The sequence below is a fragment of the Litorivivens sp. genome (assembly GCF_041624475.1).
GTDB lineage: Bacteria > Pseudomonadota > Gammaproteobacteria > Pseudomonadales > Spongiibacteraceae > Litorivivens.
Window position 1 is genome coordinate 312,509 of sequence record NZ_JBFJUX010000001.1, and the last position, 23,977, is coordinate 336,485.

A 23,977-nucleotide genomic window follows, 5' to 3' on the forward strand; every position below is an offset into this window, starting at 1 on the left:
GCAATAGCCCGTTAAGTGGTTCGGGTTTTGTCGATCAATTATTCACTGGTGGAGACGAAAGATGAAAAAAATTCTAATGGCATCCGTACTGGCAACAGCGTCTGCGAGCAGCTTCGCGGTTGTGCCCGGCGGCGACAGCTGCGGCTGGGGCAATATGCTGTTTGAAGGGCAATCCGGGTTGCCGATTCATGTTGTGGCTTCAATCACCAATGGCACTTCCGGCAACAATACGCTGGGCATGACTTCCGGCACCAATGGCTGCTCGGCCGACGGTACGCTGACCTACGGCGGTAAGTCGATGATCAACCTCGGCGCGATTCTTGACGAATTCAGCGAAGACGTGGCGCGCGGTGACGGTGAAGCATTGACCGCCGTTGCGGTGTCGATGGGTGTTGAAGGCGGCGACCGCAGTCACTTCAAAACGCTGATGCACAATAACTTTGAAACCCTGTTTCCGAGCGATGTGGTAAACGCCGAACAGGTTATGGCCTCCATGCTTGAACTGATGCGCACCGACGCGCAGCTTGCCAAGTACGTCGCCTGATCCTACCGGGTGCAGCGCTGCTGCACCCCGCTTTCCCGATGAAGAACGAATCACGCCGGAGTGCACTCAGCGGTGACGGGTTTTCCTTGTGCCTGTTGCTTGCTTGGCTGTTGTGTCTGCCCGCCGGGCAGGTTCTAGCTAAGCCAGATTTGGATCTTGTGGCAGCTGACCCCCAGTGGCTGGCCTTGTTGCATTTCGGCCGCTCAGGCAGAGACTACAATCGCAGCAGTTACGTCGACGATCCGGCTTTTTTTCTCGCCGCAGACGGTGCCCGCAACCCCGCCGCTGAACTGACCGCCAGCCTGTCGGCACTGGCGGAGCAACCCGCGCTGCGCTGCCGTTTTATTGCGCGCTTTCAATGGCTGCGCGCACGGGGTTTGCTGAATGGTGCGAGCGCACAACACTGCACAGAGTATTGGCAGTGGCGCGAGCAGATTAATGCCGGACAGGCGGCGCTGGTATTTGCCTCCAGCTATCTGAACAGTCCCTCGTCCATGTACGGGCATACCTTCCTGCGGCTCGATCCGAAGGGCTATCGCGCGGATTCGGCGCTGCTGTCTTACGCCGTCAACTACGCGGCACTGGTGCCTGAGCAGGACGGCAGTCTCCTGTTCGCCTGGCGCGGCATGAGCGGCGGCTATCCGGGGCATTTCAGCCTCCAGCCCTATGTGGAAAAGCTGCAGGAATACTCGCGACTGGAAAACCGGGATGTGTGGGAGTACGAGCTGAATCTGAATGACGTCGAGCTGGATCGCCTGCTTGCCCACCTCTGGGAATTACAGAACATCAATTTTGATTACTACTTCATGGATGAAAACTGCTCGTTTCGCCTGCTGGAATTGCTGGAAGTTGCCCGACCGGGCCTGAATCTGACTGGTGACTTTCCCCTGCACGCGATTCCGGTGGATACGGTGCGCAGCGTGCGCGACGCCGGTTTGGTCGGCGATATCACCTACCGCCCCTCGCGCCAGCGCGAACTCGACAGTTTGCTGCAAGTCCTCAGCCCTGAGCAACGCAGCGTTGTGCTGCGGCTTGCGGATACGGCTGGCGCTGAGGATTCGGCCGTGTTTCAGCAGCGTCCTGAAGCCGAGCAATACCGGCTGTTGCTGGCGGCTTATCGACTGCTGCGCTACCGCCATGACCGGGAGGCGCGAGACAGTGGAGTCGCGCGCCGCAGTTTTGCCCTGCTGCGGGCAATCAACGCGCTGCCGCGAACGGCAAAGCCGGATACCGACACCCCGCGTCCGCCACAGCCGGATAAGGGGCACGGCACCGCATTGGCAGCATTGGCCTTCGGGCAGTGGGATAGTCGGCACTATGGTGAGCTGAATCTGAAGCTGACCTATCACGATCTGCTCGACCCGATTGCCGGCTATCCACCGGACGCTTCGCTGAACATGCTCAGCGCAACGCTGCGCCGGGCTGAGGGCGAATCGCTGCAGCTCCAGCGTCTGGCGCTGGTTGATATCCGATCGCTCGCACCCCGCAATCGTTTTTTCCGTCCGGTTAGCTGGCAGGCGCGAGGCGGGCTTGAACGCGACGAGTGGTCGGAGGCCTATCTGGCGCCCTTTGCCGAAGGTGGTGCCGGTGGTACCTGGCGTGTGCTGGGGGGGCGCGCCTCAGTGTTGGCGAGTCTGCGCGCCGAGTACAATGAAGACTTCGACCACAACTGGCAGCTGGCGCCGGGCCTGGGTTTGCGCTGGGGGCTTCAGCAGCGACGCTTTGCGCTTGAAGTGGATGCCAGTCACTACCGTTTTACGGATGGCATAGAGCGCAACCGTGTCAGTATTGGTGCACAGCTGCATGTCGGTAAACAGCAGGGTTTGCGGCTGGTGGCCGCGCGACTCGGTGAAGAAGGAGAGTGGGGTGAACAGTTCAGCCTGCAATGGCGTCGCTATTTCTAAGGGTTTACTTTCAGGGTTTGCTAAATCCCTGGTCCTGCTGGGGCTCTGCCTATGGCTGAGCGGCTGTGCGGCCCTGTTGTTTCACCCCATGAAAAAACTGGTGGCCACGCCCGCCGACGCGGGGGTGGCCTATGAAGATGTATGGCTTGTGGACGGCGGTCCCCGGCTGCACGGCTGGTGGCTGCCCGCGCAAGGTGGGGCGCGGGCGACAGTCTATTTCCTGCACGGCAACGCCGAAAATATCAGTACCCATATGCACAGCGTGCTGTGGTTGCCCGAGCAGGGCTACAACGTTTTCCTGCTGGACTATCGCGGCTACGGACGCTCGGAGGGGGCGCCGGAACTGCCCGGCGTGATTGCTGATGTCAGGCGCGGTTATCACTGGTTGCGCTCCCGGAGTGAGCTGCCGGTAGTCGTGCTCGGGCAGAGTATCGGCGGCGCCGTCGCCGGTTATGCCATGGCGACCGAGGCCGACAAACCCAATGCGCTGGTGCTCGATGCGGCCGTGGCCTCCTTCCCGCGCATTGCCCGTGAAGTTGCGCAGCGTCAGTGGCTGACCTGGCCCTTGGCCGGCCTGGCAGCGGCGTTGATGCCTTCGGACTACGATCTGGACGCGGTCATCGGCCAGCTGGCGGGCGTACCGCAGCTGTATTTGCACAGCCCCGACGATGGGGTGGTCCCGCCCAGCCACACGCAAACCCTCTATGCGCTCGCGGCTGAGCCCAAGCAGCAGCTCACCACTCACGGCCCGCATATTGCCACCTTCGCCTTTCCCGCCTACCGCCAAGCGCTGCTCGAGTTTATTGAAACGCTGGCCGTGCAGGTGAAATAGAATTGTTGTCCGGCGCACCTGCAGGGTGTGACCTGTCGCCGGTTTTAGACACTCAGCCAGGCAAAGTGTGAAAATGTCACAGCGCTGTTGGGGGCTGCGCGCCTATGCTCCGCCCGTTGTAGTGCGGGTGTGAATCATGACAATGCGAACACTTCTGAGAGATAAGCAGGCCTGCCTGGCCTGTGTTGAAGGCTCACCGGCTGCGGTTGCAGTTCACAATAAACCCGAATGGCTTTCGCTGTTTGCCGACTGTGCGGTGGTGGAAGATCCGGTGGGTTCCAGGCCACAAATCAACTTGGCTGACGACAGCGGTCAGAGCCCCTTGAGCCAGTTCTACGAAACCTTTATTGCTGCTAACGATATTCGCTTTGATGTCGATTACGACGTAGTTTGCGCCGGCGCCGTGGTGCGTGATCTCGACATCGAGATTCGCATGTCCGAAAAGGTAAAGGTGCGAGTGCCCATGCATCTGCTTTACGAACTGACCACCGAGAACGGTGAAGTGCGCATCAAGCGGTTGGCTGCCCACTGGGAACTGAAACCCATGCTGCGCCAGCAGATGCAGTACGGGCTCGCCAGCGCGGTGGCGGGGGTGTCATCTTTCTGGCGCATGTTGCGGCATATGGGGCTGTCGGGCCTGTCGGGTTTTCTGCAGGCGCGGGAAACCGTCGGCGAGGCCGGCAAGGCAAAGGTCGAGGCCTTTGTCAGCGCCTTTAATCAGAAGCAGAATCGCGCACTGGAGCGGCTTTTTACCGACGACGGTCTGCTGGCGTGGCCCTATGGCCACGATGCCCGGGTTGCATTTTGGGCGATGCCGCCGGGGACCCTGCGGGTTGAAAAGTTGCTGTCGGCGGGACGCGTCACCACAGCTACGGTTTACTACAAAGAGGGAGAGGTGGAGAAGCGCGGCGTCGCCATTTTCCACTTTGACCGCCGCAATCTGCTGATCCGCAATGCCCAGCTCTATATGGAACTGGGCGACTGAGCGCAGGATCTGCGTCAGTGCTGGTGACCGCCGGGGCCGTGGGCGTGGCCGTGAGACACTTCCTCGGCGCTGGCTTCGCGCACATCGACAATCTCGATATCAAAATGCAGGTTCTTGCCCGCCAAGGGATGGTTGGTATCGACGTCGACTGAAAACTTGCCCACCTTGATAACCCTTGCTTGACGCACGCCCTGATCATCGCGAAAGCGGACAATCTGCCCCGGCTTGATTTTGCCCTCGTGCTTCAGGTATTTCGCAGGGATGCGCTGCTCTTGACCTTCCTGTCGCTCGCCGTAGGCCTGGGCGGCGCTCAGATCCACCGATACCGTGTCGCCGACACTGTGACCGGCCAGCGCTTTTTCCAGTGCGGGCAGAATATTGCGGGCGCCGTGCAGGTAAAGAGAGGGCTCGCCCTGATAGCTGTTTTCCAGCTCAGCGCCGCCTTGCTCCGCGAGACGATAGTGGAACGAGACAACGCGGTGTTTTTCAATTTTCATGGTGCTTTCCTCAGCGCGGCAATGCCCATTACGGGCGGAGTGGCGAACAGGCGCGTATACTAATCGCGGCCTGCGCAAATTCCAATTTTTGATTGCCGGAGCCACTGGCAGAGGATGAAGGTATGGGAGAGGTGCTTGCGTTTCGTCCTGGCGGGAAAAAGCCGGGGACGGGTAAGTCAACGCTGTGTCGTGAAGGCCATCATCGCTGGAAAGTAGAAACCAAAAGTCGGTTTGATGTGAAGCAGGGCAAGCTGGTTACGGTGTATCGGTGTGAGCGCTGCGGCCGGAAGAAAACGACAGCGCATTGAATGCTTGCTGACTCGAGCGGCTCAGTCGTCCTTGATCTGTCGTGCGATGCTGTCGAGTACGTTGGTCACGGTTTCAGAGCCGTCTACGCTGTTTATTACCACGGCGATATCGCGCATGTGTTCAATCAGCACCTGCTTGATTGGCAGGCCGTGACTGCGGGCCGATTCTCGCAACAGCATAAAGGCTTCGCTGCTGATATCGTCAATGATTTCCTGGCGTGACACCTGACGGAACTCGTGTAGCTGCACAACATTGCTTGGCGTTGGCATTGCTGAACCCCTCTGGCTGGTTTAGTGGCCAATATTCTGAATGGGTACCAAGTCTATGGTGCTGAGGGGGCGTTGGAACTAAGGGGAAGTGCCTATCCGTACGCAGGGGCGCTGGTCTGACCAGCGCGACAGGCTAGGGTTGAGCGGCTAAGTAGTCGGGTCGCCGTTGATTTGCTTGGCGATTTCTTGCAGCACCCGAGCGGACTCATCCTGTCCTTCGACAGCCTTGATCACCAGCGCGATGCCCAGCAAATGTTCCAGCAATACATCGCGCATGGGCAGCTTGTTTTCCTGCGCCTGCTCGCGTAGAAACATAAAGGCCTGAGCGCTGATATCATCAAGCGCAGCCTGCCGAGATGCACTCTGGAAGTTTTTAAGGCTGACAATATTTCCATTTTTCTGCATCATCTGCACCCTCCGGGGGGTGAACTCGTCACTGTTAACTTGAAGACGCAGTATAGGAGTGAGGCTGTTGCTGGAAAGTAGGTAAATACCCGTAACTTAAGTGAAATCACTTATAAAACAGGCGCATAAGTACGCCGGGCAAAACCGATAATCTGGAAGTAATTAATGGAAAATCAAACAACTATCGCCGATGACGGCGTGGAACAGCTGCCGTTGAAGGCCTATACCGAGAAGGCCTACCTGGACTATTCCATGTACGTCATTCTCGATCGGGCTCTGCCCAATATTGCCGACGGCCTGAAACCGGTGCAGCGTCGTATCGTTTACGCCATGAGCGAGCTGGGCCTGAAAGCGACCGCCAAGTTCAAGAAATCGGCGCGTACCGTGGGTGATGTGATCGGTAAGTTTCATCCCCACGGTGATTCCGCCGCCTACGAAGCCATGGTGCTCATGGCCCAGAACTTTTCCTACCGCTATCCGCTGGTGGACGGCCAGGGCAACTGGGGTTCGCCGGACGATCCGAAGTCTTTTGCGGCGATGCGTTATACCGAATCGCGCTTGACCGCCTACGCCGATGTGCTGCTCTCGGAGCTTGGGCAGGGCACCGTCGACTGGACGCCGAATTTTGACGGCACCATGGATGAGCCTGCCGTGCTGCCGGCGCGAGTGCCCAATGTGCTGCTCAACGGCACCACGGGTATTGCGGTGGGCATGGCGACCGACATTCCGCCGCACAATCTTCTGGAGGTGGTGAACGCCACCATTGCCCTGCTCGACAACAGCAAGGCCAGCGTTGCCGATCTGTGCGAACACATTCAAGGGCCGGATTTCCCCACCGGCGCGGAGCTGATTACCCCGCGCAGTGATATCGTGAAGATGTATGAGACCGGGCGCGGCAGTCTGCGGATGCGCGCCACCTGGCAGCGTGAAGACGGTGATGTCATTGTTACCGCCCTGCCTTATCAGGCCTCGGGGTCGAAGGTGCTGGAGCAGATAGCCCAGCAGATGCAGGCGAAAAAACTGCCCATGGTGGCTGACCTGCGCGATGAGTCCGACCACGAGAACCCGACCCGGCTGGTAATTATTCCGCGCTCCAACCGGGTGGATGTGGAGGCGATGATGAACCACCTGTTCGCCACCACCGATCTGGAAAAGACCTACCGGGTAAACCTCAACGTGATCGGCATCGATGGCAGGCCACAGGTCAAGTCGCTGACCAAACTGCTGGGCGAATGGCTGGAGTTTCGCACTGAAACCACCCGTCGCCGACTGCAGTACCGCCTCGACAAGGTGCTGGCCCGGCTGCATATCCTGGACGGCTTGCTGACCGCCTACCTCAATATCGATGAGGTCATTGCGATTATCCGCACTGAGGACAAACCCAAGCCGGTGCTGATGGAGCGTTTCGGGCTGAGCGATACCCAGGCCGAAGCCATCCTTGAATTGAAGTTGCGCCATCTGGCCAAGCTCGAGGAAATGAAAATCCGTGGCGAGCAGGACGAGCTGGCGGCGGAGCGCGACAACCTCGAGGCGACCCTCGGTTCGCCGCGCAAACTGAAAAACCTGATTCGCAAAGAGCTGAAAGCCGTTGCCGAGCAATACGGTGACGAGCGCCGCTCACCGCTGGTGTCCCGCGAGGAAGCGCGGGCCTTCTCGGAAGAGGAACTGATGACGGTTGATCCGGTCACGGTGGTACTGTCAGAAAAAGGCTGGATTCGCGCGGCCAAGGGTCATGATGTCGACCCCGAGGGGCTGAGCTACAAATCTGGTGACAAGTTCAAGCTCGCCGCCAAGGGGCGCAGCAATCAGCCAGTGGTCATCTTTGACAACAGTGGCCGTGCCTACACCGTGGCTGCGCACACTCTGCCTTCGGCGCGGGGCCAGGGCGAGCCGGTAACCGGGCGCCTGAATGCGCCCTCCGGCGCGGTGTTTAACGGCATGCTGATGGGCAGCGCGGATCAGCGTGTGCTGCTGGCCTCTGATGCGGGCTATGGTTTTGTCGCCAAGTTGGGCGATTTGCAGAGCAAAAACAAGGCGGGCAAGGCGGTGCTGACCCTGCCCAAGGGCGCTCAGGTATTGAACCCCGCGCCTCTCGATGGCGAGCACGGCCATGTGGTCGCGGTCACGACCGAAGGCCGCATGCTGGTGTTCCCGCTCTCTGATTTGCCGGAAATGGCTCGCGGCAAGGGCAATAAAATGATCGGTATTCCCTCGGCGCGGGTGGCGGCGCGTGAGGAGTACATGGTGGCAGTGGCCGTGATTAACGAGTCAGATGTGCTGCGAGTGTTTTCCGGCAAGCGCTATCTCAACCTGAAGTTTTCTGAGCTGGAGCACTATCTCGGTGAGCGTGGCCGCCGCGGTCACAAACTGCCGCGCGGCTTTCAGAAAGTGGATGGCTTGTTGATTAACCCGGAGTAAGTCAGCACCTCGCTGCTCAATCGCCGTTTAGCTGGGCTTCCAGTTTGCGCTGCTGACTGTCGAGCAGGTTCTGGTAGCGCGCCTCGATTTTTATGCCCGAGCCGTCTTCGCTGGCCCAGCCGGGGAGCTGCTCTTTCAGATCAAGCGGCAGCTGATGGCGAATGCCCTTGCCGTCGACGGCGCTCAGGCTGTCCGCCAGAGCGGCTTCCGTGGCTTCGAGTTGCAGGCGGGTGCCGCGGCTGCGCACCACGCCAAGGGTCGGGCGGGCGCCGAGCTTGGCATCGAGCTGTTGGATCAAGTGAGCGCAGCACAGGGCGCGCAGCAGGGCGGAGTCACCCCCCTCCAGCGCTTCAAAACGCAGCGTCAGACCGTCGCGTCGATAAACTTTCAGCGCACCGTGGTAGAGATTGCACAGGGCCAGCGCCGCGCTGTGGCTGCGGGTGAGACGGCGTTCCAGTTCGGCGCGACCCCATTGTTGGGTCAGGCGCGAATAGCTGCTCCAGTAAACCTGTACCACAATCCACTCAACTTCCCGGCTTTCCATCGGCGGCACCCTCAGTGGCGGGTCGCTTAGGGTTGCCAGCAGATCACCCAGGCTATCGCGGCCAGCGTAGGGTAGTTTGCCGGGCTGTTCACTGGGCCATAACAGATGGCTTCTGGCGCGCTGCAGTAGCGCATCAATGTGTCGACCCAGCATCAAAATCAGCGCTGCCGCCAGGGCTGCCAGGATGGCGGCGAGAATCAGCAGTTGGGCGTTCAGGTTGAGTTGTTGCGAGCGAGTGGGCGTCGGGTCCAGCGCCAGGGTGACGCTGCCGGCGATATCGTTGCCGAGCAGCACCGGTGCTGAGTAGTGGCGCCAGTCGCTGCCATCGCGGCCGATTTCGACCAGTACGCTACCTTCGCTGTCGCTGATGCTGGCGTAGGCCAGCAGCGGGTTGTCGCGGTGCTGATTCAGCATGTTCAGCAGGGCAACCCGGTCGTTTCGCAGCAGCCCCGGCTGAGCCTGAAAGGCGACCTGACGCACCCACTGGTTGGCAAACAGCTGATACTGCTCGTTCATGACCTGGGCGTTACCGCGCGCGCTGGCCAGCAGTAGCAGGCTGCTGTGCAGGACAAGCACCAGGGTCAGCAGCAGCGCGCACTTGGCGGGCAGCGAAAGCCGCAGCAGGGCGTTGCAGGCTTGTCTTATAAGCTGTGGAATTTTGTCAGGCATGTTGTCGGCTGTTATTTGACTGGCGCCAGTATACCGGACTTGTCGGTCGATGGTGTGAACAGCCCGCTGCCGCTACAATAGCGGCCTTAAATGACTACTGTGCGTTGCCATGTCGGCGCACCAGAGCTGACAGGGGTTGTGGGTGAACGAAATCATTCTGATCAATATCGCCGGTGATGACCGCGCCGGGGTTACCAGTTCCATCACCAGCATTCTCGGTGCGCACAACGTCAATATTCTCGATATTGGTCAGGCGGTTATTCACGACACGCTGTCCCTGGGGCTGTTGATTGAAGTGCCTGACAGTGCCGAGTCGTCGTCGGTGCTCAAGGATATTCTGTTCCGCACGCACGAGCTGGGCTTTCAGGTGCGTTTCTCGCCGGTCACTGCTGAGAGTTACGAACAGTGGGTTGCCGGACAGGGTAAGCAGCGCCACATACTGACTCTATTGGCGCGCAAGATTACTGCCGACCACCTGGCCCGGGTAACGGCCATTGTCGCTGGCTATGGCTTGAATATAGACCGCATCGATCGCCTGTCCGGGCGGGTGCCACTGGACGGCGTCAGCGAGCAGAGCAAAGCCTCGGTGGAAATTTCGGTGCGCGGCAGTCTCGATGACAAATCCACCTTCCGTAATTCCATCATGCAGCTCGCCAGTGAGCTGGATATCGATATCGCCTACCAGGAAGACAATATGTACCGGCGCACGCGCCGGCTGGTGTGCTTCGATATGGATTCAACCCTGATAGAGGCGGAAGTGATTGACGAGCTGGCTGCGGCCGCCGGTGTTGGCGAGCAGGTGGCGGCGATAACCGAGTCGGCGATGCGCGGTGAAATTGAATTCGCTGAAAGTTTCCGCCGCCGGGTGGCGCTGCTCGAAGGGCTGGATGCCGGCGTGCTGGAGAGTATCGCTGCCCGCTTACCCCTGACCGAGGGCGCCGAGCGTCTGGTGACTACCTTGAAACAGCTCGGTTACAAAACCGCGATTCTGTCGGGTGGTTTCACCTACTTCGGCAATTATCTTAAACAGCAGCTCGGCATTGACTATGTCTATGCCAACGACCTGGAAATCGACAATGGTCGGGTTACGGGCAAGGTGTCGGGCCGGATAGTGGACGGCGAGCGCAAGGCGGAATTGCTGAAGGAGCTGGCCGACCGCGAAGGGATTAATCTGGAACAGGTGATTGCGGTGGGTGATGGCGCCAACGACTTGCCGATGCTCAGTATCGCCGGGCTGGGGATTGCCTTTCGCGCCAAGCCCATCGTGCGCGAAAACGCCAAGCAGTCCATCAGCACCCTCGGCCTTGACGGCATACTTTATCTGTTAGGCATCAGCGACCGGCACACGGAGCACTGAGGCCAGTCGTTCAGTCGTCGCCGAAATCGTAGTCCAGTTCGGTGCTCGGCGAGTGCACATAACTGCCCTGCACGTAGTCCGGTTTCAATTGCCACAGCGTGGCCAGGGTTGCCGCGCTGTCCACGTCCGGCACGATGACTTTGGTGCCCGCCTCGTGGAGGCTGGTAATCGCGCTTTCCAGTGTTTTGCTCTCTTTCGGGTTGACCGCCAGTTTGGTCAGCGCCGGCTGGAGAAGGCGAATGGTCTGCAGATCGTCGTTGGCGGCTGAGTCAGAGCGCAGCGCCAGGCCGGCACCCAGCTGGCGCAGTTTCTCACCGAAGGTCTGGGCGGGCTTTACAAGCTTAGCCGCCGCAGAGGCCTGAAACTGCATGACGAGAGTTGCTGGAGAGAGCTCGGCAGCTTTCATGGCCACGTTCAGCCAGCTGATCAGGTTGCGATCGCGAAACACGTTGCAGCTCAGGTTAATCACCAGACTGATCGGCTTGCCGGTCAGTTTGCTGCGGGTGAGCTGTTTGGTGGCCTCGACAATGATCCAGCGATCCAGTTCGGTACTCTTGGCCTGTTTTTCGAAGGCGCGGAGCAACTGTTCGCCGCTGATCTCGTCGGCCCCCTGATCTTTGAGCGACAGAGACACCTCGTAGTAATGGCGATCTTCGTCCGCCAGGCTGACCACAGGTTGGTAAAGGAGTTGCAGCCGGTTGTCGGCCTTGGCATCCTCGAACAGGGTTAGCGGGTCGCTCTTCTGGTCGAGCTGTTGTTTGGCGCGGACAAACATTGCCGCGCCATTGCCCATGCCATTGTCCCCGGTTTCCTCGCGGATTTGATCACAGACGCCGATCAGGTTGTCGAGCAGCTCGAGAGCGCCTGACATCCGGGTTTTGGTAATCGGCAGGACGCCGATGCTCAGGCTATAGCTGATGCTGAGCTTGTCTAGCGTCACCACGCGGTCAGTGGCGCGGGCGCAGACTTTTTGCGCCTGTTTGAGCGCGTCAGCGGCGCTGATATTGCTGAGAATAATAGCGATCAAGTCGCCATCTATGCGCCCGTAACTAGCTTTGGGAAAGTGAGATAGCAGCAGGTCGGCTATATCGCCGGCCAGTGTTACGCAGCCGCCAATGCCAATCTCGGTACGCAGCTGCATATAACGATCAATGCCGACCAGCAGCAGTGCGCCATCATTGCCACCGACCAAGCCGTGCGCCGCCACATCCTCCAGCTGCTGCACAAAACGAATGGAAGAGGCGAAGCCGGTTGAGTAATCAATGGTGCCAGCGCTGTTGGTTGTGCTCTCGCCTGCTTCGTCGCGCAGGGTGATCTGAATGCAATCTTCGCCGTCCAGTGTCGAGGGGGACAGCTTCATACCGGTTTCCGCTTCTTCACCGTTCTGCCGCTGTACGGTAACGCTGACCCGGGCACCTTCTTTTGCAGTGGTATTGCGCAGTGCGGCTTTGAGTCGGTCCTGGTCCTGCTCGGAAATCAGGTCGACAACGGGTTGGAAATCCAGCTCGTCGGGATCGTCGAAGCCAAAAAATTTCGCGAACAGGCGGTTGCTGCTGATCACCATGCCATCGGACACATAGGCGATGGCCTCGTCCGACTGGGACAGAATCTGTTCGCTGCGGGTTTCAGCGGCTTTGAGTTCTTCTTCGGTGGACTTCAGGTTGCGGCGGGTATACAGGGCCCAGAATTCGCGGAGGCAGCTGCGGCTAATGCGGTCAATTTTGTCAGGCGCCAGCACATCCGCAATCTGATGATCGGGCATCAGGGTTTCACTGTTGCTGAGCACGATCACAGGCAAGTCGAGCTGTTGGCTGGCTATAGCTTCAAGGCAGTGGCTGAGTTCAATCGCTGACTCCGCCTCGTCAAACAGAACGAGATCGGGTTTGTCGTCTCGAATCGCACTGCCCATACGGCCCATCTCGTCGACGGCGGTATGGCGGCAGATATAGCCCAGCCGGTGGAAGGCAGAGGTCAGCGCGGCGGCGCGGTTGGCATCGATACCGAAGTGCAGTGTCGTGAGCGTATTACTGTTCATTACTGCTGGTTGCTACTCCATACATCCGACCGCGGATTCGTACTCGTTGGCGCGCCGTGCACCGTACCGCTTGTCGAGGAACAAGCCCTAAAGACTAGCACCTTCCTGATGCCTTTATGCGGAACCCGGTCAAAAAGAGGTTGGTATGACTACAAATCTTTCCAGAGGGTGTCGAACTCCGGTTTGTTTTTATCCTGCCTGCGACGCGCTGCCGAATTACTGCTGTCGCCCACGGCGCTGAGCGAATCCGCATCGCTGCTGTCAGTTTTGGCCATGGTCGAGAACAGGTACGTTCCCAGTCCCAGAGTCTGCACGACACAAGCCTGTAGTTTGATCCGGTAGGTCTGCCCCGGCCGTTTCAGCTCGAGGGCGTCTCCTTCGCGGAAGGCCGACTTTTGTAACAGAATTCGCTCGGGTAAGCCAGTGTCCCGATCCGGCGGCAGCATCAGTGCGCGCTGGTATTCCCCGACCGCCAGGCCGGTGCGGACCAGCCGGGCGCTGTAGGTGTCGGCGACCCGGGCCAGCACTTCCACGCCGAGTTGGCTTTCAGAGTTGCCGACCTGTTTGACCCAGCGAATCACCCCAACGCTCCAATTCCGGTCGCTGCGCTCGCGAAGCCCAACCACATCGCCCGCGTAGATTTTGACCGCTTCATCGGCAGGCCAGTTAATGCAGTAGCCGCGTTCGCTGGCGTTGACCATTCGAGTTTTGTAGAAGCGATGGTTGCGGGTGCTGGGCGCAACCCCCTGCTTGCCGCCGACGGGTTCGAAATCGATGCTCTTTGCCAATATCGCCGGCGGTATATAGCCGCGCTGATCCTTGTCGACGATATCGTGCTGATCGGCGCTGGCCCAGGCGTCTCGGTCCGCGTCAAAACGCTTGCGCAGGCTGTAATCGCGCTCCTCCTCAAAGGCGGCATCGGGTGCCTGTTGCTGGCTCTCGTCCTTCATGAATTCACTGAAGGGTTCTTCGCCGGCAACGTAGAAGTGGGTAGAAAACAGGCCCAGCGATACCAGTAGATCGTCGTTGCGCTCCACCCGCACCGACTTGCGCTGCTGCATCATGCTCCAGGCCGTGTGCAGGTGTTGCAGCAGGGTTGGACTGAGCTCGTCGGCAGGCTTCTGTGCTTTCAGATCCTTCTGCGCTTTGCCGCGTTTTTCCGTGACATCATCCAGCTCCTGCTCCAGCTTTTTACACAGCGCCTGAGCGTCAATGCCCAGCCAGCCGCGGGTATCCTCGCAGAGTTCGCGATAGACTGGGGGGGCGTCGCGGGTGGGCTTGAACAGAAAGACGCATTGCTCAAACTGATCGCCTCGCACCCGTGCGTCGCGGCTCCAGCGGCTCAGGTGCGAAAATACCTGAGCCTGGCTGGCCTGACGCAGCTGGTGGGGCCTGGCGCTAAACAGCAGCATGGGGCGCAGGTAACACTGTTCCAGTGTACTGTCGCCCCACTGTTCGTCGTTGACGGACTCGCGCGACATCTTGTGCTTCAAGGCCTGATAAAACAGCTCGTGAATGGTTTTCCAGAAACCCGCTTCTTCGTTTCGGTACAGCTGGAAGTTGCGCAGCAAGACCAGACTGTGTTCCGTAATAGCGCGGTGAAAGGCCAACGCCAGCTGGTCTTTTGGTCGGCGCAGGCGGTGCATGGCGAGGAACTGATTGGCGCAAAGGCTGTAGCCGATTGCCATCTGCTTGTTCAGAGTGTCGGCGAGTTGCGCAACTTTACGGGCCCGCTTTGGCAGCACCACCGGTTGATTGAGGAAGTGCTTTTCGAGACCGCGATTAGCTACGTGGGTGGAGTGGCGTAGTTGCTCAAGAATCAACAGCCGCCCTTTGGGGCTGCAATTAACCCGGTTCAGTTCTACCAGTGCCAGGTAAAGCTGGCGCGTGGTTTCACCCAGATTGGCGGTGGGCAAGCTGCGCAGCCAGTCGGCAACTGCGTTCGGGCTGAGCTCGAACAAACTGTGTCGTTCCAGGTTCTGCCTCGGCAGGGGGACGTGTATCTCACTGTAATTTGCTGCGCTCATGGCATAGCCCTGCCCGAGTGCTGCCTCGGGTCTCGTTAGTTGCTCTCTCTACCGGGCCGTCGTGACAGGCTCAGGCAAGAGGTGCTTTGTATGGGATATCCGGGTCTTCGCGCACCAATCGTGGTACGAGATAGCCCGGTAATGTTTCCAGCAGCGCTTGATGCAGGTATCGCGCCTTGTCGTCGCCCAATTCAAAATGGGCAGCGCCCGCTACCCGGTCAAGTTGATGCAAATAGTAGGGTAACACGCCGGCGTAAAAAAGCCTCCTGCTGAGAGATTCCAGTATTCGGGTGTCGTCATTGACGCCCTTGAGCAGCACAGTTTGATTCAGCAGGGTGACGCCGGCTGAGCGCAGGTGACTCAAGGCGCCCTTCAGTTCATTGCCGATCTCGGCGGGGTGGTTGCTGTGAATAACAAACACCAGATTCTTATCGATGGCTTTAAGTGAGTCTATGAATGGGGGGCTGATGCGCGCCGGCAGCACCACCGGCAGACGGCTGTGAAAGCGCAGGGTGGTCACGTGATCGATGTCGTTGATGGCGCTCAGCAGACTGTCCAGTCGCCGGTCATTGAGTGCCAGCGGGTCGCCACCGCTGAGGATGACTTCCTGAATGTCGGAGCGTTGCCGTATGTAGTCCAGCGCCTGTTCCCAGTCGGCCTGGGAGGGGGTATTTTCGTCGTAGGGGAAATGGCGCCGGAAACAGTAGCGACAGTGTACCGCGCAGGCGGGGCTGGCAATCAGCAGTACCCGGCCGTGGTACTTGTGGATCAGGCCGGGCACCGGGTTGGTGTCGCGTTCGCGCAGCGGGTCTTCGCTGTAGCCGGGCGTCCTGTCACTCTCGATCGCCAGCGGCAGCACCTGCAGCAGCAGCGGGTCGAACCAGTCGCCGGGCTGCATCAGACTGGCAAAGGCCCGGGGAACCCGCAGCGGAAAAGGCGACCGGGGCTCCAGCAGGTAGGGCGCCTGCGCCGGGTCGAGGTCGAGGGCGGCAAGCAGGGCGGGTACATCGCGAAACGCGCCGGCAAGCTGTTCCTGCCAGGTTTCGGTCTGCCCCTTTTCTGACTGACATTGTGGCTGGCTAAGCGGTATCATTGGCGCCTTTCGAAAATATCGTGTTTTGAGGAAAGTTATGGCGACCTATTCTACCAACGAATTCCGTTCCGGGCTGAAAGTCATGTTGGAGGGCGACCCCTGCTCCATTCTGGATAACGAATTTGTCAAACCGGGGAAGGGTCAGGCCTTTAACCGGGTAAAACTGCGCAACCTGAAAACCGGTCGTGTCTGGGAGCGCACGTTCAAGTCCGGCGAGTCCCTGGAAGGCGCGGATGTGATGGACACTGAGATGGAGTATCTCTACAACGACGGTGAGTTCTTTCATTTCATGGAGCCGGAAACATTTGAACAGCACCAGGCCGACGCGGCGACCGTCGGTGATGCTGCGCAGTGGCTGAAAGAGCAGGACATCGCCACCGTGACCCTCTACAACGGCGCGCCGCTGGCTGTGGCCCCGCCCAACTTTGTCGAGTTGGAAATTGTCGAGACCGACCCGGGCCTCAAGGGCGATACCGCCCAGGGCGGCACCAAACCCGCCAAGTTGAGCACTGGTGCGGTGGTGAAAGTACCGCTGTTTCTGAGTGAAGGTGAAGTGGTTCGAGTGGATACCCGTACCGGCGAGTACCAGAACCGCGCCAAGTCTTGAGCGACTGGCAACCCAGTGCAGCGCTGACGGCGCTGCAAGCCCGTGCCGCCCTGTTAAAGGTGGTCCGGGGCTTTTTCAATCAGCGCGGCGTGATGGAAGTCGATACGCCGCTGCTGGCTTCGGCGCCCGTTACCGACCCCGCGATTGAGGCTTACTCCCTGCAGCAGGCCGAGCTCTATCTGCAAACCTCCCCCGAATACGCCATGAAGCGCTTGCTGGCAGCCGGCAGCGGTCCGATCTACCAGATCTGCAAGGCCTTTCGCCAGGGCGAAAGCGGTCGCCGGCACAACCCCGAATTCACCATGCTGGAGTGGTATCGGCCCGGTTTTGCGCTGGTGGACTTGATGGCGGAAGTGGGCGAGCTGCTGTGCCTGGTGTTGGGTGACCGGCCAGTGCGCAGTTACGGCTTTGCCGATCTGTTTGCCCGTGAGTTTGGGCTCGACCTTTTTAGCGCAGACAGCAGCGAGCTCTGCCAGCTGGCGGAAAAACGTCACGGCATTCCGGCTTCGTCACTGGATCGCGACGAGGCGATCAACCTGCTGTTCAGTCACGATATTGAACCGGCCCTGGGGCGGGGCGAGTACAGTCTGGTGCGAGATTTTCCTGCTTCGCAGGCGGCTCTGGCGCGGCTCGGGCGCGATCCACAGGGGCGTGAAGTGGCCCTGCGTTTTGAAGCCTTTGTGGACGGGGTGGAGCTGGCCAATGGCTACGATGAGCTGTTGGACGCCGATGAACAGCGGGCGCGTTTCAGTGCGGATCTTGAACAACGCCGCCAGCGCGGTCAGGTGACGCCGCCGGCAGACGAAAATCTGCTGGCGGCGCTGGCGCACGGCTTGCCGGAATGCGCGGGTGTGGCCCTGGGGCTGGACCGCCTGTTGATGCTGCAGCTGGGCACCAGCAGCATGTCGGAGGTGTTGGCTTTTCCGATTGATCGCGCCTGATGCTCGGGGCGCGCTCAGGACAGGGTAGCCAGTGCCTCTCCCATCCGGGTTTGGGTGCCCGCGTCAAAGCCCGGCAGCCATTCCATCACTTCATCGCCAAACAGCAGAATCACGGTTGAGCCCAGTTTGAAGCGGCCCAGCTCGTCGCCCTTTTTCAGCTCGACGGTCTGCTGCTGATCAAAGCGGCGGCTCTGCACCGTTTTCGGCGGCGGGGCTATTTGCCCGGCCCAGACCGTTTCAATGCCTGCCACGATCATGGCGCCCACCAGAATCACGGCCATGGGGCCGGCGGTTGTTTCAAATAAGCAGACCAGTCGCTCATTGCGGGCAAACAGCCGGTCCACGTTCTCGGCCGTAGTCTGATTGACCGAAAACAGTTGGCCGGGAATGTAGTGGGTGGCAATCAGCTTGCCGTCCATGGGCATGTGCACCCGGTGATAGTCCTTGGGTGACAGATAGACGGTGGCAAAGCGCCCGTTTTTGAAGGGCAGGGCGTCTTCGTTGTTGCCGCCGAGCAGGGTGTAGAGGCTGTAGTCGTGGCCTTTGGCCTGAAAAATACGGCCTTCCTCGATTTTGCCGAGCTGGCTGATGGCGCCATCGGCGGGGCAGGCGATTTCTTTTTCACCGCCGCAAATGCTGCGGGCGTCCGGCTTGAGGGCGCGGGTAAAAAATTCATTGAAACTGCGATAGACCCGCGGATCTTCTTCCTCGGCCTCGCTCATGTTTACGCCGTAGTGGCTGATAAAGCGCTCTATCAGCAGGTTTTTCAGCCAGAAGATACGCGCTTCGGCCAGCTGCCCCACCAGTCGTGAGATCAGGTGCTGGGGCAGCAGGTACTGCACAATAATGAACAGGGTTTTCAATGCTTTCATCCTTAATGTCAGGTCTCGCCTGGGTTGCGTGCTCAGGGATTGGCGCCGGTATTGATCGGGGTGTCTTCGCGATTGCCCCATTCTGACCAGGAACCGTGATAGCCCTTGATCTTGTCGTAACCCAGTATTTTCATCGCCAGATAACTCAAACCGGAGCGGTGATGGGTCTGACAGTGCGTAATCACGGTTTTATCCTTGCTCAGCCCCAGTTTGTCGAGTCGTTGCTGCAGATCCTGCAAATCGATCAGCCGCAATTGCCGCTCACGATCCATCAGTTCCAGCCAGTCGATGTTGATGGCACCGGGAATGTGGCCACCGCGCTGGGCAACGACTTTTTCGCCCCGGTATTCTTCGGGGGAGCGGGCGTCCCAGATGGCCTGATCGTCATCGTCGATGGCATCCAGCACGTCCACCGCCTCGGCAATAAAGTCCTCGTGCCATTCGCCAACAAACTCGCTGGGCGCGGTGGTCGGAAGCTCTGTAGTGACCGGCAGACCCGCCGCCAGCCAGGCGTGGAGGCCGCCGTTAACGCAGCTGTAATTGCGGTGTCCCAGCACGTCCAGCGTCCAGATCAGTCGTCCGGCCCAGCCGCCGCCCTCATCGTCGTAAACCACAACATGCTTGCTGGCATTGAGACCGGCCGCCGAGAACAAGGCATCGAGCCGTTTCTTTTCGGGGATCTTGCCCACCGCGGGCTTCGTGCCGGCCTGCAGCTCCGCCGGCGGAATGTGCACCGCGCCGGGGATGTGGTGGGTTTTGTAGCTGTCCGCAGAGCAGACATCAATGATCAGCAGCTCGTCGTTGCCGAGCTCGGCGGCCAGCGTTTCGGGTTCAATCAGCAGTTCCAGTTCTGCCATGCAAATTCTCCTGTGTGGACGGCGCATTCTACCGTTGTTGGATGCTCGCGTCAGGACACTGTAATGGCAAAGCGCCGGGGCTGTTCACCCCTCGATTTCGGCAATAATTTGGCGGTAGCTCTGCAGCCGCGCCGGGTTGATATCGCCGCGTTCCAGGGCGGCGCGCAATCCGCAGTCGGGCTCGCTTTCGTGGCGACAGTCGCGAAAACGGCACTGGTCTATAAACGGCTGGAATTCGCGAAAGCCTCGCTCTACTGCAGCGCGGTCGAGGTTTTGCACGCCGAATTCGCGAATGCCCGGCGAGTCGATCAGGTCGCCGCCGTCGGGAAAGTGGAACAGTCGAGCGGTGGTTGTGGTATGTCGGCCCTTGTCGGCGGCGTGGGACAGCTCGCCCACGGCCGTGTTGGCTTCCGGCAACAGAGCGTTCACCAGCGACGACTTGCCTACACCTGACTGGCCCACAAAGATGCTGATCGCATCGCGCAGTGCGGCCTTGAGCTCGGTCAGGCCCTCGGCGTTTTTGCTGGAGACTCGCAGCAAGCGATAGCCCGTCTGCTCATAGGTTTGCAGCATGGCTTGGGTGTCGGCATCGAGGGGGATATCGGCCTTGTTCTGCACGATCAGCGCGTCGAGCCCGTGGGCTTCGGCGGCAACAAGATAGCGGTCGATCAGGTTGGCGTACGCCGGCGGCTGGGCTGCGACCACTATCAGCATCTGGTCGATATTGGCGGCGATGGACTTGGGTTGACCGTTGAAATCCGGCCGGCTCAGCAGTGAGCGCCGCTCCTCGATGGCCACAATCACACCGGCTTCCGGGCCCTGTTGCCAGATTACCCTGTCGCCGGCCACCGGATTGTCGAGGTTGGCGCGCAGATGACAGCGGGTGATCAGTCCTTCGTCGTTTTCCACGTTGATCTGGCGGCCGAAGCTTTCAATGACCTGGCCGACCTGTTCCGGGCCGAGGGAATCGCTGTCTATGGTGTCGGCGTCGCGCGCGCGCTGGGAGCGCTGGCGATGCTGGGCCTGAATTCTGCGTTGCTGTTGTTTGTTGATTCTGCGCTTAGCCATGCATCCGCCGCATTGGTGATTGCGGCTATTATCGCGCAGGGCTTTTGCTACAATCCAGCTAATACGAAACTACGGTGATGTTATGGCGAATGAAAACAACCTGATTTGGATCGATCTGGAGATGACCGGGCTGGACACCCTGAACGATCACATCATAGAAATCGCCACCATTGTTACCGATGCCCAGCTCAATACCCTGGCCGAAGGGCCGGTGATGGCCATTCATCAGCCGGATTCCGTCATGAACGGCATGGACGAATGGAACACGCGGCAGCACGGCAAGTCCGGCCTGACCGAGCGGGTGCGCAACAGTCAGTACAGTGCGCGCGAGGCGGAAGAAATGACCATCGCCTTTCTGAAAAACTATGTGCCCGAAGGGGTATCCCCCATGTGCGGCAACAGCATCTGTCAGGACCGCCGGTTTATGGCGCGGGAAATGCCACGCCTGGAAGCCTACTTTCACTACCGCAATCTCGACGTCAGCACGGTCAAGGAATTGGCCCGCCGCTGGAAGCCGGAGGTTCTTGAGGGAGTGAAAAAGGATGGCTCCCACCTGGCGATGGATGATATTCGCGATTCCATCAATGAGCTCAAGCACTACCGCGAGCATTTTATCCGGCTCTAATCCCGACTGGCGAGGCGTCTGAGGTTTAGGCTATGGCAGTGCAGCGGTTCGTTTGCTGCGCTGCTGACTTATCGCCCAGCCAATATGTTCGTCGACCAGTTCGTTGATGCTGCCCAGTCTGCCATCTAACGCTTTGATTATGGTGTCATCATATGGCGCGTTTCCCAGCGCCACCGCGATATTGCGCAGCCACCGGGCATAGCCGATACGTCTGATCGCAGAGCCTTGCGTATTGCGATCAAACTCGGCTTCAGTCCAGGCAAACAGGGACAAGAGGTCAGCCTGATCCAGTTTGTGGCGGGGTGAGAAATCCACCTCTGCGGTCGGCTCGGCAAACTTGTTCCAGGGGCAGACCAGCTGGCAGTCGTCGCAACCGAAAATGCGGTTGCCCATCAGTGGTCGTAGCGCTTCCGGTATAGGGCCGTGCAATTCAATGGTGAGGTAGGAAATGCAGCGCCGCGCATCCACCTGAAAGGGCGCGACAATAGCGCCGGTGGGGCAGTCGTCGAGACAGGCGGTGCAGCTTCCGCAGTGCAGGCTTTCCTGCGGCGGGTCGGTGGGCAGCGGTAAATCCGTGTAAATCTCACCGAGAAAAAACCAGGAGCCGGCCTTGGGGTTGATCAGCATCGAGTTCTTGCCGATCCAGCCAAGGCCGGCTTTCTCGGCAAAACCGCGCTCCAGCACCGGCGCGCTGTCGACAAAGGCGCGGCAGTGTTCGCCGCCCGCTTCGCGCAAACGCTCTGCAATGGTGGCCAGACGCTTGCGAATCAGTTTGTGGTAATCGCGGCCTAGCGCATAGCGTGACACATAGGCCTGGTCCGGCTGCTGCAGTCGTTCGGCGGTGTGTTGCTCGTCGGGGAAATAGTCCATCCGAAAGCTGATCACCCGCACCGTGTCGGGCACCAGCTCATCGGGCTTGTTGCGCAGGCCTTCGCGTTCCGCCATGTACGCCATATCGCCGTGAAAGCCCTTGGCGAGCCACTGCTTTAATTTATCCGCATGCTGACTGATGTCGGCGTCGGTAATGCCCACCTGTTGAAAGCCCAGCTCAGCACCCCAGCGTTTGATGTCGCTGGCCAGTCGGCTCAAATCAGTTTGTGGAATCGTGGACATGGGGCTCGTTGCGGAAAAGGCGCATGCGTTAAGATAGCGCCTATTCTGCCAGATTGGGGTTCACCATGCTGCGTTGCACTGACAATTTGCCGCTGTCGCTTTATACCGCAGCGCAGACGCGGGCGCTTGATGCCCGCATTATCAATGATGGCGGTGTGCCCGGTATTCAGTTGATGCTGCGGGCAAGCCGCGCATTGTTCTCCACACTGGAAACGACCTGGCCGGACTGCGACAGGCTGCAGGTGTTTTGCGGCAAGGGTAACAACGCCGGCGATGCCTACCTGCTGGCGACGCTGGCGGTCGAGCGCGGCTATCAGGTGCAGTTGTGGCAGGTAGGAGAAGCTCCTGGTAGCGGGGATGCACTATTGGCCCGGCAGCGGGCCGAGGCCGCCGGCGTCGTAGCCCGGCCCTGGCAGGGCGAGCAGCCCACTGAAGGGGTTATTGTCGATGGCCTGCTGGGCACAGGTTTGCGCGGTGAAGTACGGCCGGGGTTTGCCGAGGCCGTTGATGCCATCAATGCCAGCGCTTTACCGGTGCTTTCGGTGGATGTGCCTTCCGGGCTTTGCTCGGACAGTGGCCGACGGCTGGGTGTTGCCGTGCGCGCAGCGGTCACCGTCAGTTTTATCGCCTTAAAGCGCGGCCTGTTTACGGCCGATGCGGCCGATCATGTGGGGCATCTCTATTTCAGTGATCTGGATGCACCGGATGTAAGCTTTAGCGAAAAACCTGAGGCGCAGCGGCTGGAGCTGGAGCGGGCGCTTGCGGCCTTGCCCGAGCGCGCCCGGAGCGCCCACAAGGGGCACTTCGGTCATGTGTTGGTGGTCGGTGGCGACGACGGCATGGCCGGCGCGGCAGTGCTTGCCGCCAGCGCCGCAGCGCGCAGCGGCGCGGGATTGATCAGCTGCGCCACCCGCAGTGCCCATTTGCCGGGCCTGTTGGCCTGTCGGCCAGAGGTTATGGGGCACGGTGTGGAGTCGGTCAGTGCGCTGGCACCTCTTTTGGAAAAAGCCTCGGTGGTGGTGATTGGCCCGGGCTTAGGGCGGCAGCGCTGGGGTCGCTCGTTACTCAAGGCAGTATTGGCGACTTCATTGCCGGCGGTGTTGGACGCCGATGCGCTTAACCTGCTCGGAAGCGCATCGGCGTTGCAACGCAGCGCGCCGACGCTACTTACGCCTCACCCGGGTGAGGCGTCTCGCCTGCTCGATTGCACGACCGGAGATATTTACGCAGACCGCTTCGCCGCTGCGCGCAAGTTGCGGGAGTTGACCGGGGCGACGATTCTACTGAAAGGCGCCGGCAGCATTATCGCCGATGAAGAAGGGCTGGCGGTCTGCAACTACGGCAATCCGGGTATGGCCAGCGGTGGTATGGGCGATGTGCTCAGCGGTGTACTCGGTGCTTTGTTGGCCCAGGGCTTGAGCGCCAGTGCGGCGATGCGATTGGGGGTGTGCGCCCACGGCGCGGCGGCGGACAGGGCCGCGCTAAAGAGTGAGCGTGGTTTGCTGGCGAGTGATGTGATTGAAGAATTGCGGAGTGTGTTGAACGGGTGAATCAGTTTCTTGAGGGAGAGGCGGCGACCGTTGCCGCCGGTGAGCAGTTGGGGGTAATTGCAGAACCCGGCAGCGTGTGGTTTCTGGAGGGCGATCTCGGTGCGGGAAAAACCACCTTCTGTCGCGGTTTTCTGCGGGCCTTTGGTTATTCAGGTGCGGTTAAAAGTCCGACCTATACGCTGGTGGAACCTTATGAGCTGGAGCGCGGTCTGATCTATCACTTTGACCTCTACCGCCTCGGTGATCCGGAAGAGTTGGAGTACATGGGAATACGCGATTATTTTTCGGCCGCCAGCATTTGTTTGATTGAGTGGCCGCAGCGCGGGCGCGGTTTTTTGCCAGCGCCTGATATAAGGGTTAGGATTGAAGCCAGCGGTGCTGGCCGCACGCTGCAACTGGCGTCGGCTACGGCACTGGGTGAGCAGATGATACAACGCGCTCAGGCGGACTGAAGTC

The 23,977-nt window shown here is 59.8% G+C and carries 22 protein-coding genes; 11 read left to right on the plus strand and 11 right to left on the minus strand.

The features are described 5' to 3' along the window. Positions 1–61 precede the first annotated feature (61 nt). From ABY734_RS01410 to ABY734_RS01425, 4 genes are all read left to right on the plus strand, one after another. Entirely contained in the window at positions 62–544 is a 483-nt protein-coding gene (locus tag ABY734_RS01410) for a DUF3015 domain-containing protein (protein WP_372777167.1), read from the plus strand. Positions 545–702: 158 nt separating this feature from the next. Further along, positions 703–2,448 carry a DUF4105 domain-containing protein gene (locus ABY734_RS01415; protein ID WP_372777168.1) on the plus strand — a complete coding sequence of 582 codons (1,746 nt, stop codon included), beginning with the start codon at positions 703–705 and terminating at the stop codon, positions 2,446–2,448. After that, entirely contained in the window at positions 2,411–3,280 is an 870-nt protein-coding gene (locus ABY734_RS01420) for an alpha/beta hydrolase (protein WP_372777169.1), read from the plus strand. The genes ABY734_RS01415 and ABY734_RS01420 overlap by 38 nt, the downstream gene beginning before the upstream one ends. 136 nt (positions 3,281–3,416) lie before the next feature. After that, positions 3,417–4,265 carry a nuclear transport factor 2 family protein gene (locus tag ABY734_RS01425; protein WP_372777170.1) on the plus strand — a complete coding sequence of 283 codons (849 nt, stop codon included), beginning with the start codon at positions 3,417–3,419 and terminating at the stop codon, positions 4,263–4,265. A gap of 14 nt (positions 4,266–4,279) precedes the next feature. Here ABY734_RS01425 and ABY734_RS01430 read toward each other — a convergent pair whose 3' ends face one another. The 3 genes from ABY734_RS01430 to ABY734_RS01440 all read right to left on the minus strand — a co-directional run bounded on the left by ABY734_RS01430 (position 4,280) and on the right by ABY734_RS01440 (position 5,748). Next, positions 4,280–4,762, minus strand: a complete 483-nt coding sequence (locus ABY734_RS01430; protein ID WP_372777171.1) for a peptidylprolyl isomerase — start codon at positions 4,760–4,762, stop codon at positions 4,280–4,282. 329 nt (positions 4,763–5,091) lie between these two features. Then, complete coding sequence (locus tag ABY734_RS01435) at positions 5,092–5,340, minus strand: hypothetical protein (protein WP_372777172.1); 249 nt, start codon at positions 5,338–5,340, stop codon at positions 5,092–5,094. Positions 5,341–5,487: 147 nt separating this feature from the next. After that, positions 5,488–5,748 (minus strand): hypothetical protein, encoded by a 261-nt coding sequence (locus ABY734_RS01440; protein WP_372777173.1) that lies wholly within the window; start codon positions 5,746–5,748, stop codon positions 5,488–5,490. Between the two features lie 162 nt (positions 5,749–5,910). Here ABY734_RS01440 and parC point away from each other — a divergent pair, with 162 nt between their 5' ends. Beyond that, positions 5,911–8,163 (plus strand): DNA topoisomerase IV subunit A, encoded by a 2,253-nt coding sequence (parC, locus tag ABY734_RS01445; RefSeq protein ID WP_372777174.1) that lies wholly within the window; start codon positions 5,911–5,913, stop codon positions 8,161–8,163. A gap of 16 nt (positions 8,164–8,179) precedes the next feature. On the opposite strand, the gene ABY734_RS01450 is transcribed toward parC, so the two are convergent. Further along, entirely contained in the window at positions 8,180–9,376 is a 1,197-nt protein-coding gene (locus tag ABY734_RS01450; protein ID WP_372777175.1) for a hypothetical protein, read from the minus strand. A 142-nt stretch (positions 9,377–9,518) separates the two neighbouring features. Between ABY734_RS01450 and serB the strand changes: the two genes are divergently transcribed. Further along, positions 9,519–10,733 carry a phosphoserine phosphatase SerB gene (serB, locus tag ABY734_RS01455; protein ID WP_372777176.1) on the plus strand — a complete coding sequence of 405 codons (1,215 nt, stop codon included), beginning with the start codon at positions 9,519–9,521 and terminating at the stop codon, positions 10,731–10,733. A 10-nt stretch (positions 10,734–10,743) separates the two neighbouring features. Here serB and ABY734_RS01460 read toward each other — a convergent pair whose 3' ends face one another. The 3 genes from ABY734_RS01460 to epmB all read right to left on the minus strand — a co-directional run bounded on the left by ABY734_RS01460 (position 10,744) and on the right by epmB (position 15,888). Next, positions 10,744–12,768, minus strand: coding sequence for an EAL domain-containing protein (locus ABY734_RS01460; RefSeq protein ID WP_372777177.1), 2,025 nt, complete (start codon positions 12,766–12,768; stop codon positions 10,744–10,746). Positions 12,769–12,917: 149 nt separating this feature from the next. After that, positions 12,918–14,795: a hypothetical protein gene (locus tag ABY734_RS01465; RefSeq protein ID WP_372777178.1), complete on the minus strand. Its 1,878-nt coding sequence runs from the start codon at positions 14,793–14,795 to the stop codon at positions 12,918–12,920. 70 nt (positions 14,796–14,865) lie between these two features. Next, the gene (epmB, locus tag ABY734_RS01470; RefSeq protein ID WP_372777179.1) at positions 14,866–15,888 is read right to left on the minus strand and encodes an EF-P beta-lysylation protein EpmB; all 1,023 of its coding nucleotides are present in this window, start codon (positions 15,886–15,888) and stop codon (positions 14,866–14,868) included. Positions 15,889–15,925: 37 nt separating this feature from the next. On the opposite strand from epmB, the gene efp reads away from it, so the two are divergent. Beyond that, positions 15,926–16,495 (plus strand): elongation factor P, encoded by a 570-nt coding sequence (gene efp, locus ABY734_RS01475; protein WP_372777180.1) that lies wholly within the window; start codon positions 15,926–15,928, stop codon positions 16,493–16,495. Continuing rightward, entirely contained in the window at positions 16,492–17,436 is a 945-nt protein-coding gene (gene epmA, locus ABY734_RS01480; RefSeq protein WP_372777181.1) for an EF-P lysine aminoacylase EpmA, read from the plus strand. The genes efp and epmA overlap by 4 nt, the downstream gene beginning before the upstream one ends. A gap of 14 nt (positions 17,437–17,450) precedes the next feature. Here the strand turns inward: epmA and asd are convergent, their stop codons facing one another. The 3 genes from asd to rsgA form a co-directional block, all read right to left on the minus strand. Continuing rightward, on the minus strand, positions 17,451–18,308 hold the full coding sequence (gene asd / locus ABY734_RS01485) for an archaetidylserine decarboxylase (RefSeq protein ID WP_372777182.1): 858 nt from the start codon (positions 18,306–18,308) through the stop codon (positions 17,451–17,453). A gap of 32 nt (positions 18,309–18,340) precedes the next feature. Continuing rightward, complete coding sequence (locus tag ABY734_RS01490; protein WP_372777183.1) at positions 18,341–19,165, minus strand: sulfurtransferase; 825 nt, start codon at positions 19,163–19,165, stop codon at positions 18,341–18,343. Between the two features lie 84 nt (positions 19,166–19,249). Next, the gene (gene rsgA, locus ABY734_RS01495; protein ID WP_372777184.1) at positions 19,250–20,233 is read right to left on the minus strand and encodes a small ribosomal subunit biogenesis GTPase RsgA; all 984 of its coding nucleotides are present in this window, start codon (positions 20,231–20,233) and stop codon (positions 19,250–19,252) included. An 82-nt stretch (positions 20,234–20,315) separates the two neighbouring features. Here rsgA and orn point away from each other — a divergent pair, with 82 nt between their 5' ends. Further along, entirely contained in the window at positions 20,316–20,858 is a 543-nt protein-coding gene (gene orn / locus ABY734_RS01500; protein ID WP_372777185.1) for an oligoribonuclease, read from the plus strand. Positions 20,859–20,888: 30 nt separating this feature from the next. On the opposite strand, the gene queG is transcribed toward orn, so the two are convergent. Beyond that, positions 20,889–21,971, minus strand: a complete 1,083-nt coding sequence (gene queG, locus ABY734_RS01505; protein WP_372777186.1) for a tRNA epoxyqueuosine(34) reductase QueG — start codon at positions 21,969–21,971, stop codon at positions 20,889–20,891. A gap of 65 nt (positions 21,972–22,036) precedes the next feature. On the opposite strand from queG, the gene ABY734_RS01510 reads away from it, so the two are divergent. Together ABY734_RS01510 and tsaE are read left to right on the plus strand one after the other, a co-directional pair. After that, on the plus strand, positions 22,037–23,521 hold the full coding sequence (locus ABY734_RS01510) for an NAD(P)H-hydrate dehydratase (protein WP_372777187.1): 1,485 nt from the start codon (positions 22,037–22,039) through the stop codon (positions 23,519–23,521). Next, positions 23,518–23,973: a tRNA (adenosine(37)-N6)-threonylcarbamoyltransferase complex ATPase subunit type 1 TsaE gene (tsaE, locus tag ABY734_RS01515; RefSeq protein ID WP_372777188.1), complete on the plus strand. Its 456-nt coding sequence runs from the start codon at positions 23,518–23,520 to the stop codon at positions 23,971–23,973. The genes ABY734_RS01510 and tsaE overlap by 4 nt, the downstream gene beginning before the upstream one ends. The last annotated feature ends 4 nt before the right edge of the window (positions 23,974–23,977 follow it).

Bases quoted from the DNA above. Each gene is read 5' to 3' on its own strand.
- ABY734_RS01410 (WP_372777167.1), top strand. From the start codon at position 62: ATGAAAAAAATTCTAATGGCATCCGTACTGGCAACAGCGTCTGCGAGC.
- ABY734_RS01425 (WP_372777170.1), top strand. From the start codon at position 3,417: ATGACAATGCGAACACTTCTGAGAGATAAGCAGGCCTGCCTGGCCTGT.
- ABY734_RS01430 (WP_372777171.1), bottom strand. From the start codon at position 4,762: ATGAAAATTGAAAAACACCGCGTTGTCTCGTTCCACTATCGTCTCGCG.
- ABY734_RS01435 (WP_372777172.1), bottom strand. From the start codon at position 5,340: ATGCCAACGCCAAGCAATGTTGTGCAGCTACACGAGTTCCGTCAGGTG.
- ABY734_RS01440 (WP_372777173.1), bottom strand. From the start codon at position 5,748: ATGATGCAGAAAAATGGAAATATTGTCAGCCTTAAAAACTTCCAGAGT.
- parC (WP_372777174.1), top strand. From the start codon at position 5,911: ATGGAAAATCAAACAACTATCGCCGATGACGGCGTGGAACAGCTGCCG.
- ABY734_RS01450 (WP_372777175.1), bottom strand. From the start codon at position 9,376: ATGCCTGACAAAATTCCACAGCTTATAAGACAAGCCTGCAACGCCCTG.
- ABY734_RS01460 (WP_372777177.1), bottom strand. From the start codon at position 12,768: ATGAACAGTAATACGCTCACGACACTGCACTTCGGTATCGATGCCAAC.
- ABY734_RS01465 (WP_372777178.1), bottom strand. From the start codon at position 14,795: ATGAGCGCAGCAAATTACAGTGAGATACACGTCCCCCTGCCGAGGCAG.
- epmB (WP_372777179.1), bottom strand. From the start codon at position 15,888: ATGATACCGCTTAGCCAGCCACAATGTCAGTCAGAAAAGGGGCAGACC.
- efp (WP_372777180.1), top strand. From the start codon at position 15,926: ATGGCGACCTATTCTACCAACGAATTCCGTTCCGGGCTGAAAGTCATG.
- asd (WP_372777182.1), bottom strand. From the start codon at position 18,308: ATGAAAGCATTGAAAACCCTGTTCATTATTGTGCAGTACCTGCTGCCC.
- ABY734_RS01490 (WP_372777183.1), bottom strand. From the start codon at position 19,165: ATGGCAGAACTGGAACTGCTGATTGAACCCGAAACGCTGGCCGCCGAG.
- rsgA (WP_372777184.1), bottom strand. From the start codon at position 20,233: ATGGCTAAGCGCAGAATCAACAAACAACAGCAACGCAGAATTCAGGCC.
- orn (WP_372777185.1), top strand. From the start codon at position 20,316: ATGGCGAATGAAAACAACCTGATTTGGATCGATCTGGAGATGACCGGG.
- queG (WP_372777186.1), bottom strand. From the start codon at position 21,971: ATGTCCACGATTCCACAAACTGATTTGAGCCGACTGGCCAGCGACATC.
- ABY734_RS01510 (WP_372777187.1), top strand. From the start codon at position 22,037: ATGCTGCGTTGCACTGACAATTTGCCGCTGTCGCTTTATACCGCAGCG.